13 protein-coding genes and 1 pseudogene are annotated in these 15,749 nt (G+C 39.7%); 12 read left to right on the top strand and 2 right to left on the bottom strand.

Annotation, left to right across the window (positions count from 1 at the left end):
* Positions 1-41: 41 nt before the first annotated feature.
* Positions 42-899, bottom strand: coding sequence for a class I SAM-dependent methyltransferase (locus NSQ29_RS11805; RefSeq protein ID WP_341125125.1), 858 nt, complete (start codon positions 897-899; stop codon positions 42-44).
* Between the two features lie 367 nt (positions 900-1,266).
* Here NSQ29_RS11805 and NSQ29_RS11800 point away from each other — a divergent pair, with 367 nt between their 5' ends.
* From NSQ29_RS11800 to NSQ29_RS11780, 5 genes are all read left to right on the top strand, one after another.
* On the top strand, positions 1,267-1,935 hold the full coding sequence (locus NSQ29_RS11800) for an NAD-dependent epimerase/dehydratase family protein (RefSeq protein ID WP_339795773.1): 669 nt from the start codon (positions 1,267-1,269) through the stop codon (positions 1,933-1,935).
* Positions 1,935-2,459 carry a GNAT family N-acetyltransferase gene (locus NSQ29_RS11795; protein WP_341125124.1) on the top strand — a complete coding sequence of 175 codons (525 nt, stop codon included), beginning with the start codon at positions 1,935-1,937 and terminating at the stop codon, positions 2,457-2,459. The genes NSQ29_RS11800 and NSQ29_RS11795 overlap by 1 nt, the downstream gene beginning before the upstream one ends.
* 291 nt (positions 2,460-2,750) lie before the next feature.
* Complete coding sequence (locus NSQ29_RS11790; RefSeq protein WP_341125123.1) at positions 2,751-3,962, top strand: MFS transporter; 1,212 nt, start codon at positions 2,751-2,753, stop codon at positions 3,960-3,962.
* 53 nt (positions 3,963-4,015) lie between these two features.
* Positions 4,016-4,375: a GIY-YIG nuclease family protein gene (locus tag NSQ29_RS11785; protein ID WP_042188371.1), complete on the top strand. Its 360-nt coding sequence runs from the start codon at positions 4,016-4,018 to the stop codon at positions 4,373-4,375.
* 75 nt (positions 4,376-4,450) lie between these two features.
* A complete protein-coding gene (locus NSQ29_RS11780; protein WP_042188373.1) occupies positions 4,451-4,930 on the top strand; it encodes a DUF6530 family protein in 480 nt (159 codons plus the stop codon).
* A 62-nt stretch (positions 4,931-4,992) separates the two neighbouring features.
* Here the strand turns inward: NSQ29_RS11780 and NSQ29_RS11775 are convergent, their stop codons facing one another.
* Positions 4,993-5,934, bottom strand: coding sequence for an AraC family transcriptional regulator (locus tag NSQ29_RS11775; RefSeq protein WP_042188375.1), 942 nt, complete (start codon positions 5,932-5,934; stop codon positions 4,993-4,995).
* 151 nt (positions 5,935-6,085) lie between these two features.
* Between NSQ29_RS11775 and NSQ29_RS11770 the strand changes: the two genes are divergently transcribed.
* The 7 genes and pseudogenes from NSQ29_RS11770 (at position 6,086) to NSQ29_RS11740 (ending at position 15,740) form a co-directional block, all read left to right on the top strand.
* Positions 6,086-6,994: a DMT family transporter gene (locus NSQ29_RS11770; protein WP_341125122.1), complete on the top strand. Its 909-nt coding sequence runs from the start codon at positions 6,086-6,088 to the stop codon at positions 6,992-6,994.
* A 42-nt stretch (positions 6,995-7,036) separates the two neighbouring features.
* Complete coding sequence (csaA, locus tag NSQ29_RS11765; RefSeq protein WP_341125121.1) at positions 7,037-7,369, top strand: chaperone CsaA; 333 nt, start codon at positions 7,037-7,039, stop codon at positions 7,367-7,369.
* A gap of 243 nt (positions 7,370-7,612) precedes the next feature.
* A complete protein-coding gene (locus NSQ29_RS11760; protein ID WP_341125120.1) occupies positions 7,613-8,539 on the top strand; it encodes an aminoglycoside phosphotransferase family protein in 927 nt (308 codons plus the stop codon).
* A gap of 247 nt (positions 8,540-8,786) precedes the next feature.
* Positions 8,787-11,438 carry an endo-beta-N-acetylglucosaminidase gene (locus NSQ29_RS11755; protein ID WP_341125119.1) on the top strand — a complete coding sequence of 884 codons (2,652 nt, stop codon included), beginning with the start codon at positions 8,787-8,789 and terminating at the stop codon, positions 11,436-11,438.
* Between the two features lie 233 nt (positions 11,439-11,671).
* Positions 11,672-14,284: a phosphoenolpyruvate synthase gene (ppsA, locus tag NSQ29_RS11750; RefSeq protein ID WP_341125118.1), complete on the top strand. Its 2,613-nt coding sequence runs from the start codon at positions 11,672-11,674 to the stop codon at positions 14,282-14,284.
* A 228-nt stretch (positions 14,285-14,512) separates the two neighbouring features.
* Entirely contained in the window at positions 14,513-14,890 is a 378-nt protein-coding gene (locus NSQ29_RS11745) for a VOC family protein (RefSeq protein WP_042188380.1), read from the top strand.
* Between the two features lie 163 nt (positions 14,891-15,053).
* Positions 15,054-15,740 (top strand): annotated as a pseudogene (locus tag NSQ29_RS11740) (FadR/GntR family transcriptional regulator).
* Positions 15,741-15,749: the final 9 nt, after the last annotated feature.

Genomic DNA, 15,749 nt, shown 5'->3' with positions numbered 1-15,749 from the left:
GTGTATTTGGCTCCAGCTTTTTTTCTTGCAAGTATAAAATATTATTCCTTCACGCTGGCCACACAACATATCTCATGTCCGCGACGTTCACCTTGCCATCTGGCCAAAAGAGCCATTCGTTCAACAAATGGAGTATTCGGCCCATAGTGAGGATGTGCATCGATCAATACATCCGAAACGGAGACCAGTTGCCGCGTGAATATCGAATTGATATCAAATCCAGCCTGATTGAGTAATTCACGCACATTAGCGTCCGTGTAATGATACAGGTGATCGGGTTCAATAAATAACGGTGATTCAGGTCCGTAGACTTCGTTGGTTAAAGAATGGCTGTTGGGAATACTGAAATAAATTTTCCCTTGCGTTGTCAAAAGATTACGAATATCCTTCAAAAATGAAAATGGATCGGAAATATGCTCAAGCACATGCCAGAACACTACCGCATCATAACGAGGAAGATCAGGATTTTCAGCCGAGTCATCGTCTTGGGTGCGTTTCCATTCATCTTTAACCAGATCCACACCGTATTTATATTTGGCATAGGCTCGTGACAATTGTGAGGGTTCAATGCCAACCGCTCTCCAGCCGCCATTTTCAGCAGCATGTAAAAATTCACCTGTTCCAGAACCAAACTCTAGCAATGCTCCTTTTTCTGGACTGAACATTTCCAGCAGCATTAAATTAAACAGAGCATGATCAGAATAGGTAGCTTGAGCATATTTTTCACGCATTGCAATCCATTCTGTATTATAAATATCTGCGATTAAGCCGGTTGTATCAACCTCCGCAATATTCGCTCTAAAGATAAGACCACAGTTGCTACACCGCATCAACGTAAACGAATGATACTCATGGAATACGGTAATAGCTGGAGCAGGGCCACACAAAATACATTGCATATAAAAAACACCTCCGTTAATCGTTTCACTTATTCCTCCCAGGCCAAGCTGGGGTTAGGGCATCATAGTTCAGTTGAAGGGCTTGGAGTGGGTTTCATTTCTTTCATACTATTATCAATCTGGATAGAATATGCTCGTCTCACTGATCCTAAACAAGGTCAAACTTTAATAGATTTATAGTATAGCTTTCTAGGACTTTATATTAGGTGAAGCGGAAATTGGGAATCCTTCTGTTGTTACATGATTATAAAGGATCAAGAAGCAAGCACATTGTTACAAGCCATGATTACGCCAAAAGATTGTTGGCTTCGGAAATGCCTGTTAATATTGGAAATAGAATCATCTCTTAGATTGGAGAGTCAATGATATGAAGGTCATTATTTTTGGAGCTACAGGTATGGTTGGTCAAAGCGCGTTGCGTGAATGTTTGATGGATGATAGAGTTCAAGAAATACTTACGATTGGGCGTAAAAAGACAGAGCATCAACATACAAAACTAAGACAAATTCAACTATCCAATGTAGCTGAATTATCAAGTATAGAACATGAAATCACAGGTTATGATGCATGCTTTTTCTGCCTTGGGGTTTCCTCTGCTGGTATGAAGGAAGAGGAATATAAAAGAGTAACATATGATATCGCGCTATCCGCCGGAACAACATTAGCAAGATTGAACCCTCAAATGACCTTTGTATATGTTTCTGGAAGTGGGACGGATAGTTCGGAAAAAGGACGCTCTATGTGGGCAAGAGTGAAAGGGAAGACAGAAAACGATCTGTTGAAGCTACCTTTTAAGGACGCTTATATGTTCAGACCAGGTGTAATTCTACCCCTATATGGGATACAATCCAAAACAAAAGTGTATCAGATTTTTTATGATGTGATGAAGCCACTTTATCCCATGCTAAAGAAGTTAAACAGTGTCATTACATCGGAACAATTGGGACGAGCTATGATTCTGGTAACGATTAACGGTTATCCAAGACCCAGAATAGAAAGCAATGAGCTCAAATCCATGATCAGGAGGTTAATTTAATGAACATTATCATTAGACAAGAAAAAGCTCAAGATATTAACGAAGTCTACCATGTAGTCCAAAAATCATTTGAAAATGCGGAACATTCAGATCATGATGAGCACAATTTGGTAAATAGACTAAGGAGCTCAACAAAGATTATTCCGGAGTTATCTCTTGTAGCTGAATATGAGAATAAGATCGTCGGTCATATCCTTTTTACAGAAATTCTAGTGGGTGATCATACTCTGGTTGCGCTTGCACCTGTTGCAGTACTACCAGAAATGCAAAGCAAGGGCATAGGGAAGCTACTCATTACTGAAGGCCACAAAATCGCAACACAGCTTGGATATAAAGGCTCTGTCGTTTTGGGTCATGATAAGTATTATCCGAAGTTTGGTTATAAAAAAGCTAGTCAATTTGGTATAGATGCACCTTTCGAAGTTTCAGACGATAATTTTATGGCCGTTGAGCTTATAGATGACGGTCTCTCAGATGTCCATGGCGTTGTCGAATACGCTAAAGAATTTTTTGATATTAGATAAACGTAAAAAAGTGGAGCAAATGCTACGGCAGTTGCTCCACTTTTTTATTTGTTTACAGAATCAATTAACACCTTTAAAAAAAGGATTGTGGAATATCGAGACTGAAAACGGCTTGACGAACGACACTATCCTGTATAAAATGAAGCAGTGATTTAGTAAATTAGTAAATTAGTAAATTAGTAAATAGGAGTGGTGCAATGAAAATATCAACAACGTTTAAACATAATCCTGTTGTCATGTTGGAGAGTTTTGAGAAGGTGCAAAAAATAGTAAAGGATATGGGGAATTAAAATGTTTTCTAATCGTTATGTTCGAACAATTATCCTCTCCCGTGTGTTATTGCAGCTCGGAATATGGATCCGGAATTATGCCGTCCTTCTTTATGTATCTGAATTGACGAATAATAATCCGGTAGATGTATCTCTGATATCGGTTGCCGAATTTGCACCGATCTTTCTTTTTGGTCTTATTGGTGGGACCTTTGCCGACCGATGGCGGCCGAAGAGAACCATGGTATGGAGCGATTTGTTATCTGGCTTGTCCGTTGGGGTGGTGCTGATTGCGGTCATGAATGGCGGATGGATTGCGCTTCTTATCGGATCTTTTGTATCTGCCAGCTTATCTCAATTTTCTCAGCCTTCGGCGATGAAACTGTACAAGAGACATGTGCAAGCTGAACAGCTGCAAGGCGTTATGGCGATGTCCCAAACCCTTGTCGCTGTCTTTATGGTTTTGGGACCTGTTATCGGTACGTTTATTTTTATTAAGTTTGGAATTCACGTATCTCTGATCCTGACAGCCGTTATGTTTCTGGGCTCTTCGCTTATATTGTCTTCCCTTCCTCGGGATGAAGAAGAACCGAAGTCAGGTAAAGCCAGCGGCTTCATCAAAGAGTTAACGGTTGGCTTGCGTTACATCGGATCGAGTAAACCCTTACGAACACTTAGTTTAACTTTCTCGGCGGTGGGATTGGCATCAGGACTAACTCAGCCGCTTCAGATTTTTCTTGTCATCGAAAATTTAGGTAAGGACAAACAATTTCTTCAGTGGCTTGTGATGGCTAGTGGGGCAGCCATGTTAGTAGGCGGAGCTGCAATAATCGGGATAGCCAAAAAAGTAAGGCCACAGGTATTGCTTTTGATAGGCTTACTCGTCAATGCCGTCTGTACGGTTGGAATGGGAGCTTCTAAGCAAATTTGGCTGACGATTATTTTCTTGGTGATCAGTGGTTTGTTTTACCCTTGCATTCAAGGAGGGATTCAGACACTTCTTGTGCGAAATACCGAAGGGGCCTTTATTGGCCGAGTTTCAGGAGCAATCATGCCTATTTTTATGGGAATGATGGTGGTTGGCATGTTCATTTCCGGCTACCTAAAGGATACGTTCTCCTTGATGGGCGTATTTATGGCGAGTGGTGTATTTGTGATTATTGGTGCGCTTTTTCTGCTTCCTATTGTGGTTAAGAAAAGAAGTAAAGTGGAGCTGAAATCGCTGGGAAAATGAAAATCCAACTACAATTTCCATGAATTTATTATCTACGATAAGGAGAGAAAGATATGGATATGAATAAACGCAAAGAGCTGATCGAGGAGTACAAACAAATTAAGATTTATATGGGTGTTGCTCAAATCAAAAACCAAATCAACGGCAAAATATTTATCGACAGCTATCCTAATTTGAAAAACAAATGGCTTACTCTGCAAATGCAGTTGGATTCAGGGAGATTTGCAAATGCCCAGCTCCAGAAGGATTGGAAAGAATTCGGTGCGGATGCGTTTACCTATGAGGTACTAGAACAGAAGGAGATAGATAAGGTAACTGATATGCGCTGGGAACGGAAGAAAATCTTAAAGCCATGGTTAGAGAAGTTACAGCCCTACGGAGATAAAGGTTATAACAAACCACGAATTGACTAACGATGAAATCCAAGATAAGATGAAACCGTCGTTTAGTAAATTAGTAAAATAGTAACTGGAAGGAAGAAAAAAAACATGAAAATACCTACAACTTTAAAACATAAGCCTGTTGTCGTATCGGAGAATTATGAGAAGGTTGACGGCCGAATGGCTGGAAACACAGATGCGAAAGGTCTTTCCTTAGGATTGGCGCAGTGGAATGATCGAGGAAAGGTCGATATTTCTGCTAAGGTATGGAGATATACCGGGGAAAAATGGTCCAGACAATCAGAGGAACTGCCTCTTCATCGCGTGCTTGATTTGTCCATTCTAATTTGCCGGTCGTTAGAACATTTCCGCGAAGCGTATCGATATGAGAATTTATATGACCCGGAGCAGCCCGTCATCGACAGAGTTGGCTTGCAAGGGGATGCGATGACTGTAGCGGTATGTACAGATAATGAGCGAATTAATGAAGATATTAAGCTATTTAATCAAGCTCTTAGCGATGACGATGAAATGATCGGTGAGCGTCTGAGCACGTTATCCAAAATATTAAAGGATATGGGATATTAAACAGTGAGTGGTAGTCAAACAGGGCAAAAAAGCCTTCGTGACTGCCACTTTTTTTATATAGTTTAAAACAATTCCGGCCCCCGTCCAGGAGTATCTATTGGCAAAGTATCTTGGATTTTGATTTCATTTCTTAATTTCCGGAAATCTTTAGGTGTTCTTGTTTGATGTTTTTTAAAGGACTGAATGAAGTTGTTAACATGATTAAAACCAACTCTATGGGCAATTTCAGTTACTGTATAATCAGTTGAAATTAATAGCTCCATACTTTTCTTAATCCGGTACTTTATTAAATATTCATACGGTGTGATATGAAGGGTCTTTTTGAAACTACGGGTACATTCTGAAACACTTAAATGAGCAGCATCAGAAATATCTTGCAAAGTTATATTAGTTGCGTAGTGCTGATGGATGAAAGAAAGCATGAGTTGAAGTCGTTCTTGCTGCCTTTTTACGTATTTAGCTGTGTCCTCAAAGGAGAGAGAAATATTAGATATCAAGGTTAACCAGAGTTGTACGGTTCTGATAGAAACCTCATATTCCCATCCCCATTTCTTTGGCATATCAAATCTATTCTTCAGCTCCAAAAGCATGTTTAGTACATCTCTTTGCCATTCAGCATCTCCTTTAATTACTAGAGACAGTAAGGAAGAGTTCGTATAAGGTGATACATAATTTTTTTCCATAGCACTATCTGCATAAAAGACCAACAGCTTTTCAGGAAAATTGAAACTCACATACTGACCGTCAGGAGTCAGGTGCGTCGTAACATGAAGGGCACCTTTATTGATGAAAATGGCTTGGCCATTTTTCAATTCATAATCAATACCATTCACTTGTATAACTAGTTTACCTTGAGTAACCAAAGTGATCTGAAGTTCTTCGTGCCAATGTAAGTCATTAAATCCTCGTCCTTCAGGGATAATTTTCCGAGAGTTAGCTGTGTACATAATGTATGGAAATGAAGCATCAGGAAAAAGAATGTTCTCGTGCAGCAGTTTTGACATCTAATGACGTCCCTTCTAAAATGATGATATTTATATATAATACAACGATATAATGACACAATTTAAACAATGATGATGATATTATTATATCCAATCTTGATTTTATCACTCTGTGCACAGGAAGTAGATAGAACATTTTGGAGGATTATATGTGAAATCAAATAAACCGTCATATCCGTACATTTTGCTTTTTATTAGTATTTTATCTATTTCGATCTCTTCCATCATGATAAAATTTTCAAATACTCCCACCTCTGTAGCAGGCATGTATAGATTGTTTGCTTCTGTAATTTTATTGCTTCCTTTTGTATCATGGAAAAAGCTTCGCTGTCTGGAGATGAGTAAAAAAGACTGGAGTATTGTTTTCTTAGCGGGTCTCTTTCTTGGATTACACTTCTTATTTTGGATGGAGTCTTTAGTTTATACTTCAGTTGCAAGCTCTATGGTGATATTATCATTGCAGCCTTTATTTGTAATGATTGGTTCATACTTCATCTTCAGAGAACGGGTAAATGTGGTAAACATTCTTTGTTTAGTGATTGCTCTTCTGGGTTCAATTGTTATTGCTTGGGGAGACTTTGGAGTTTCTAGAGTGGCGTTAATAGGAGATGGCTTATCATTATTAGGAACCGTTTTTGTATCAGCGTATATGCTGGCAGGACAAAAAGTAAGTCATAAAATAGGAGCAAGTTTATACAGTGTTATTGTTTTTTTCCTTGGCGGGAGCGTCTTGTTAATCTACAATTTGTCAAACGATTTCTCTTTGATAGATTATAACTCTTCGGACTGGATCTATTTCTTTTTACTCGCATTAATCCCAACTATTTTGGGACAATCTATTATTAATATGTTATTGAAATCTTTAGGTGCAACTACTATTTCTGTAGGGATTATTGGTGAGCCTGTTCTCGCCATAATACTAGCTTATCTATTCTTGGGAGAAACAATCACTAGCTTTCAATTTATAGGAGGGATGATGACTCTACTCGGCATGGGGATGTATTTCTGGGTAAAAGCCTTCAATTACACTACTGTTAAATATCAGAATCAAAGTAGATAAGCAAATAAATTAAGAAAATATCATTTAAAGGGAGAATGCTATATGGCTATTATTGATGATTTTTTGAAACTGGATATTCGTGTTGGAACAATAATTAAATCTGAATTCTTCGCCGAAGCAAAAGTTCCTGCGATCAAGCTTGAGATTGATTTTGGAGATGAGATCGGAATAAAGAAATCTAGTGCACAAATTACTAGAAGATATGTGGCTGAAAATATTACCGGAGAACAAGTAATTGCGGTAGTCAATTTTCCTCCTCGACGAATTGCAGGCTTTAAGTCAGAGGTATTAGTCCTTGGAGGTGTACCTGAAAAGGGTGATGTAATTCTTTTGAAGCCAGATATGAAACTGCCTAATGGAACACCCATAGGATGATTTTTCAGAAATATAATTAAGTCTAATACTTAACTAGTTGGTCCCCTAAAAATGTCCCCTCTGTTCAATAATGCTCAGTTGCGGATAATTCAATTATAATTGTTTTTACTATCCAGTTTATCAATACTATCTGGTAAGCTGTACGTAAATTGATCGTATTAGGAAACGAAAGGCTAAGAAAATTTTGAAGTAGTCCTCAAAGGATACAGATCTGAGACTATTCGATTTATAGGAGTTGAAGCAATGGTGATGTATGAGAAACCGAAATTGGCCATAAGTGAAATTGAAAAAGTATTAGAAAATCATCTTGGGCCTGGTTCAACTGAGATTAAACCGCTTTCTGGCGGCAACATAAGTAATGTGTTTTCATTCAACCACGAAGGGAAGGGGTATGTTGTGAAATTCAGTGATCTGGAAGGAGCATATGAAACGGAACACTATGTATCCCATTTGCTCTCAGGTCAAAGCATCCCTTTCCCCAAATGTTTGGCGTTAGGGAGAGTTAACCAGTTAACCTATTTAATTATGGAACGCATGGAAGGACGGAATCTATCTGATTTCACAGCAGAGGAACAAACTCATCAGTTGCCTGAGATTATTAGTATTTTGAAAAAAATGGCTGAAGCAGATATTGGGTCAACTAACGGCTATGGGTGGATCGCTGCTGACGGCAACGGATCCTATGTATCATGGAAAGACTTCGTCGTTGCTGTAAATGCAGAGGATCAAAGGGGAACATTCTGGGAGAACTGGCATGATCTCTTCCGTACTTCTCGCTTGGAGAGAGATGTATATGAAGAAATATACGGTCGGTTGATGGACTACGTACCCTATAATGAATCGTACAGAAGCTTTATACACGGAGATTTTCAACAGTGGAATATTTTATCCGATGGAACACGAATTACCGGCATCATCGATGGGAATTGCATGTACGGTGATTCTCTCATAGACCTTGCGATTCTCGATCGGCATATGCCGTGGAGTGATGTCATTAAGACATATCAAATCAATCAAGAGAAAGCCAGCATAAAGATACCTTATTTTAAAGAACGGCTAATGGGAGCTTATTATTTCAAGGGGCTCGACGGACTACGCTTCTATGCTAAAATGGGATGGAACGATGCTTATCAGAACACACGGCAATTTCTTTTAAATCTGAATGCTTAACGTCAGGATACATAACTTGAAATCCCAAACAAGTCCAGTATTGATTCTAAATGACATAAAAAGATTGAGAGCCCCCATTTGTTTAAATGAGGGCTCTTTTATTTATGGAGTGCTGTCTGATACTAGCTTCAGACTTACAATCTGTAATATTTGCACCTGGACTTGTCATTAATCCACTATCTAGAGCTTTGTCCAACTTGATAAAATGTAAGCGCAATCATAAAATAATCGATTGGAGGAGTACGGCATGAAAAAGATTGGTGCAGGTTTTATATTCTTATTTGTGATGTTCGTAGCATTATCCACTACTGCGTTCGCTAAACAGCCTTATTCATCCTACTGGTTTCCAGAGCAATTGCTTCAGTGGAGTCCTGCATCCGACCCGGATGCGGTATTCAACCGAAGTACAATTCCGCTGCAAGACCGCTTTGTGACAGATGGAGTCAATGCTCATGCGACAAAAGCGCCAAAAGTTATGGCTTTATCAGCACTGAACTCGGGAACAAGTGGTGTGCCATCACAGGGATCAGACAAATTTGGAGCTAATACGTTTACTTATTGGCAATATGTTGACAAGCTGGTCTATTGGGGCGGATCTGCCGGGGAAGGAATTATCGTACCACCAAGCGCTGATACGATCGACGCAGCACATAAAAATGGCGTACCGATCGTCGGAACGGTGTTCTTCCCGCCAACTGTTTATGGAGGGAAATTTGAATGGGTGAAGCAAATTCTTCAGCAGAACAGCGACGGTTCCTTTCCTGCCGCAGATAAGCTGATCCAGGTTGCGAAGTATTACGGATTTGACGGTTGGTTTATTAACCAGGAGACTGAGGGTGGAACACCAGCTGATGCCCAGAAAATGAAAGCTTTCCTAAGTTATCTAGAATCGCACAAATCTGCATCTATGCAAATCGTATGGTACGACTCCATGACCAAGGAGGGCAGTATCAGTTGGCAAAATGCGCTAAATGACAAGAATGCAATGTTCCTGCAAGACAATAATAAGAAAATAACAGACAATATGTTCCTGAACTTCTGGTGGAAAGATCTTAAAAGCTCGGCAGAGAAGGCCAAAAGTTTAGATAGAAGTCCGTATGACCTGTATGCAGGGATAGATGTTGAAGCCAAGGGCTACGATACGAATGTGAACTGGAATCTGCTGTTTCCGGATGGTCAACCTGCCGTCACTTCCCTTGGTATCTACCGTCCAGACTGGGCTTTCAACAGCGCAGAAAGCATGGAGGATTTCTTCGCACGCGAGAACAAATTCTGGGTGGGGCCAAACGGGAATCCGGGTAACACCGTGAGCGATCAGGCATGGAAAGGAATCGCGAACAATGTGGTAGAATCATCCCCTGTAAATAAGCTACCTTTCATCACCAATTTCAATACAGGAAGCGGGCAGAAATATTATGTCCGAGGGCAGCAGGTACGAGATAAGGGATGGAATAACCGGAGCCTGCAGGATATCCTGCCAACATGGCGCTGGATCGCAGACAGCAAAGGAACTTCACTTACTCCAGAGCTCGATTGGTCTGATGCGTATTACGGTGGCAGTTCAATGAAGATTTCAGGTGATCTGAGCCATAACAATGCAACGCATCTGAAGCTCTACAAGACAGACCTTAAAATCGAAGCAAGCACAAAGCTATCGGTTACTTATAAAACACTGAACAAGCCTAGCATGAAGGTAGGTCTTGCTTTTGCAGACCAACCAGATCAATTTATCTTTCTTAACGTGAAGGATAAGACAGCACCAGACTGGACTACCGAAACTTTGAATTTGACCCCATACAAAGGGAAACGAATCGTAGCATTGTCACTTTATTTTGATTCCAAGGATACGATTAATAATTATAGTATTCAAATTGGCCAGCTCTCCATCCAAAATGCCAACGACCCGATCAAAACGCTACCAGCGGTTCGCGATCTGAAGGTTACCCAATCCGATTTCCGCGATGGAATTTATGGAGATGCTAGATTAGAGTGGAAACCACTTGACCAGCAGATGAAGCAATACGAAATCTATCGAGTACTTCCTGATGGCAGTGAGGTATTATTGGGCGCAACGCCAAATCATGTGTTTTACGTTCCTGAGATGAGAAGAATAGACAAAGAAACGCTCACAGCATTAAAGGTCGTTGCAATCAATGGGAGATACGAGCAAGGTCAGGCCTCCAGCGTGAAGATCAGCTGGCCAGCTTATCCGAAGCCGATTGCAGAGTTCAAGGCTGATCGGACCTTGGTAACTCCAGGTGAAAGCGTAAACTTCACCGACCTGTCGACCGAAGTGACAGAAGAATGGTCATGGAGCTTCGAAAGCGGAAGCCCAGCTGTCAGCACATCGAAGAACCCGGTTGTAACGTTCAATCAGGAGGGCATATATAACGTGTCACTAACTGCAACCAACAGTTCGGGCCAAGACACAATTATGAAAAAGGCGCTCATTACAGTGAGTAAGGAAGCTGGTGCGGTGAGGAATTTAGCACTTGGAAAACCTGCAACAGCCGATCATGCATGTGGAGACAAAGAAGGCGCACCAAACGCAGTTGACGGTAAAGTGACGGATAATAGCAAATGGTGTGCACTTGGAAATCTGCCTCATTGGCTACAAGTCGATCTAGGAGCCGAGCATCAAATCAGCACTTTTATCATCAAGCATGCTCAGAGTGGAGGAGAATGGTCCGGGTTTAATACAAGCGATTATACCATTCAGGTGAGTAACGACGGAACGAACTGGACGGATGTTGTAAACGTGCAAGGAAACTCGGCAGCTGAGTCGACCGACGCGATTGCATTGGTGAAAGCTCGCTATGTAAAATTAATAACTCTTAAGCCCACACAAGGAGCCGATACAGCAGCACGAATTTATGAGTTTGAAGTCTATGGGTTGTAGTTCGGTTCGAACCATGGTCTTTGAATAACAAATAATAGCGGGAAACACAAAAAAAGAACCTGAATAGCTTTCAGGTTCTTTTTTATTGCATATAAAAAGACACGATGATATAATCGGATCACGACTATAAAAAATATAAAGGCATAGTTAATGCATCTTATATTATTAATATACCATGCAGCCAAAATCTTGTCAAATTTTTTTCTCATTTTAATGGTTAGGAGAGATATTGTATGAGTTCATTGGTTCTCAGTTTTCAGGAAATTGAAAAAACGCAGCTTTTTCTCGTTGGAGGAAAAGGGTTTAATTTAGCTAAATTATCAAAAATCGAAGGAATAAAAGTACCAGAAGGATTTTGTGTTACAACAGTGGGCTACCAAAAAGCCATCGAAAAGAACGAAAAGTATCATATTTTATTGGATCAACTATCCATATTAAACGTAGACGATCGAGAGCAAATTGGTGAAATCAGTAAGAAGCTTCGACAACTCCTTATGGAAGTAGAAATTCCTTCCGATGTTGTGACAGCAGTTACTCACTATCTCTCCCAACTTGGTGAAGAACAGGCTTATGCAGTACGCTCTAGTGCAACTGCTGAAGATTTACCACATGCCTCATTTGCCGGTCAACAGGACACCTATTTAAATATCATCGGAAGAGAAGCAATCATGCAGCATATCAGCAAATGTTGGGCATCTCTATTTACGGATCGCGCGGTAATCTACCGCATGCAAAATGGATTTAACCACAGACAGATATATTTATCTGTTATCGTGCAAAAGATGGTTTTCCCTCAGGCTTCAGGGATTTTATTCACAGCGGATCCGATGACTTCTAATCGAAAGCTGCTATCTATTAATGCCAGTTTTGGGCTTGGCGAAGCTCTGGTCTCTGGCTTGGTATCTGCCGATTGTTATAAAGTACAGGAAGAGGAAATCGTCGATATGATGATAGCAACCAAAAAATTGGCTATCTATGGATTAAAAGAAGGTGGAACAGAGACCCTGAAAATCGATCTCGATCTGCAAAAGACTCAAACCCTTACCGAACAACAAATTTTACAACTGGCACGTTTAGGTAGAGAGATTGAAGCTTATTTTGGTTGTCCACAAGATATCGAATGGTGTTTGGATCATGATACTTTTTATATTGTTCAGAGTCGGCCGATCACTACTTTATACCCGATCCCTGAAGTAAATGATCAAGAAAATCACGTTTACGTATCTGTCGGTCATCAACAAATGATGACGGATCCCATGAAACCACTAGGATTGTCTTTTTACCTGTTAATCACTCCTGCACCCATGCGTAAGGCCGGTGGAAGGTTGTTTGTTGATGTTACACATATGCTGGCTTCACCTGTCAGCAGAGAAAATTTCATAAATACCCTTGGGAAATCCGATCCGCTCATAAAAGACGCATTTATGACCCTAATAGAACGAGAATATATAAAATCGTTACCAGATGATAGAAAAGAACAGAGTCCCGTTAATAGCAGTAAAGATAGTTCGTCAGAAGGTTTTCAAGCATTAATCGAAAATGATCCGGCAATCGTTTCTGATTTGATTAAGAACAGTCAAAAGTCGATAGAAGAATTAAGACAAAACATCCGAACGAAATCAGGAGCAGATCTATTTGATTTTATTCTTGAAGATCTCCAGGAATTAAAGAAGTTCTTATCTGACCCACAAAGTACAAAGGTTTTTATGACTGCTATGAACGCTTCGTCATGGATTAATGAAAAAATGTACGAGTGGTTAGGTGAAAAAAACGCAGCAGATACGCTTTCTCAATCTGTTTCAAACAACATTACCTCGGAAATGGGTCTGGCGCTTTTGGATGTTGCAGATGTGATTCGTCCTTACCCGGAAATAGTTGATTATTTACAACATATAAAAGATGATAATTTTTTGAATGAACTGGTTAAGTTTGATGGTGGACAGGCAACTCAAGATGCAATCTATGCTTATCTCAACAAATTCGGAATGCGATGTGCCGGTGAAATCGATATTTCGAGAACTCGTTGGAGTGAAAAGCCGATTACACTTGTCCCCATGATTCTCAGTAATATCAAAAACTTTGAGCCTAATGCTGGCAATCGGAAATTTGAGCAAGGCCGACAGGAGGCTTTAGAAAAAGAACAAGAGTTATTAGATCGATTGAAGCAATTACCGGATGGAGAACTAAAAGCTGAAGAGACAAAACGAGTAATCAGTTTTATCCGGAATTATATCGGTTACCGTGAATATCCAAAATACGGAATGATTAACCGCTACTTCATTTATAAGCAGGCTTTACTGAAAGAAGCCGAACAACTTGTACAAGCTAGCGTTATTCATGAAAAAGAAGATATATTCTATCTCACCTTTGAAGAACTTCACGAAGTCGTACGCACAAATAAACTGGATGATCAGATCATCAGTAAACGAAAAGACGATTACAATTTTTTTGAAAAACTTACTCCGCCACGTGTAATCACATCTGATGGTGAAATTATTACAGGTGAATACAAACGAGAAAATCTGCCAGACAAAGCGATTATAGGTCTCCCTGTTTCTACCGGAGTAATAGAGGGACGAGCTCGTGTCATCTTAAACATGGAAGAGGCAGATCTGGAAGATGGCGATATATTAGTCACCGCCTTTACTGACCCTGGCTGGACATCATTGTTTGTATCTATTAAAGGCCTGGTCACCGAAGTTGGCGGACTGATGACCCATGGAGCCGTTATCGCTCGTGAATATGGCTTGCCAGCAGTTGTCGGAGTGGAATATGCCACTAAGCTGATAAAAGACGGGCAACGAATTCGTGTGAATGGAACAGAAGGTTATATTGAAATATTGTAGAGGTATATAAAAATAAAAATAATTATCGATGTTCTCTTTCGCTGATCTGAAATTCGGTTTAATGTAGGAAAAGAAAGTAAATAATATGGGCATATGGACAACCTAGTGAAACAAAGCCAACTTATATTTGCAAAAGGGGAGTTCGAATTAATATTCCTTGACGAGAATATTCGTAATAAGGTATATTGAAAAAGCAATAAATTATCCCGACTAAGGAGAGTATAACTTATGATTAATAAAATTGGACAAATTATGTTATATGTAAATAACCAAGAGGAATCCAAAAAATTCTGGACAGAAAAGCTAGGATTCGAGGTGATTTTAGACGAAACAAATGGCCCTATGAGATTTATCGAGCTTGCTCCGAAAGGTGCAGCGACTAGCATTGTTCTTCATAATAAAGAGTTGGTTGCCCAAATGAATCCTGAAATGAATCTCGGAACACCTTCTTTAATGTTCTTTTCGGATAATTTTGATCAATTGAATCGAGAGTTGAAGGACAAAAATGTTACGGTTGGAGATATTGTAGAAATTCCCGGTGGAAGAGTATTCAATTTCGCAGACGGTGAAAATAACTACTTTGCTGTAATGGAAAAAGGACAATAAAATTGAATGAACATGCAATAAGGCTATAGTTCAATAATTACGTCAGCAGCTAATCAAAATGATTAGCTGCTTTTTCATACCCATAATGACCGTTATAAACTTCAAAATCTTACTTGTTAAGTAAAGAATATCATGTTATTCTGCAAAAAGAGGAGATGATCAGATGTTTGAAAAGGGGTCGTTCCAACCCGTTCAAGCCACTAAGTTAGTGGACGATGTTGTTAATCAAATACAACAAAAAATTTCAACAGGAACAATCCTGCCAGGAGACAAATTACCTCCAGAACCTGAATTAATGCAATTATTTAATGTAGGGCGATCAACGATAAGAGAAGCAGTCCGTGTGTTAGTTCATGCTGGTTTATTGGAGAAAAAGCAGGGTTTTGGAACTTACTTAAAATCCAGTCCTATTATTCAAGAACCACTTACCCATCGTTTACTTCGTGCAGAATTGATTGAGGTCTTTGAAGCTCGAAAAATGATTGAATTAGAAATCGCAAGATTAGCAGCTCTACGGCATGATGACACTGACTTATTCAACATGCGAAAACATTTGGATACAAGAGATATGGCTCTAAAGCAGAATGATCGTGAACTGTAAACCAAATCGGATATAGAATTCCACATGGCTGTAGCAATGGCAAGTAAAAACGCTGTAATCATTGACTTATATAGAACGTTTACTCACATTTTGTCAGATGCAATGAGTAAATTAAACCGTAATTATAGTTCCCATGATCCTCAATCCGATTACCATGAACAAGTGTATGAATCTATTAAAAATGGGGATTCAGATCAAGCAGTACAATCGACACTCAAAATTTTAAATGGGACACTATCCGAGCTTTAAGTTCAATAT

Origin of the sequence: Paenibacillus sp. FSL F4-0236, assembly GCF_038000135.1 — a bacterium.
Taxonomy (GTDB): domain Bacteria; phylum Bacillota; class Bacilli; order Paenibacillales; family Paenibacillaceae; genus Paenibacillus_AQ.
This window is presented reverse-complemented; position numbering and strand designations above follow the sequence as displayed.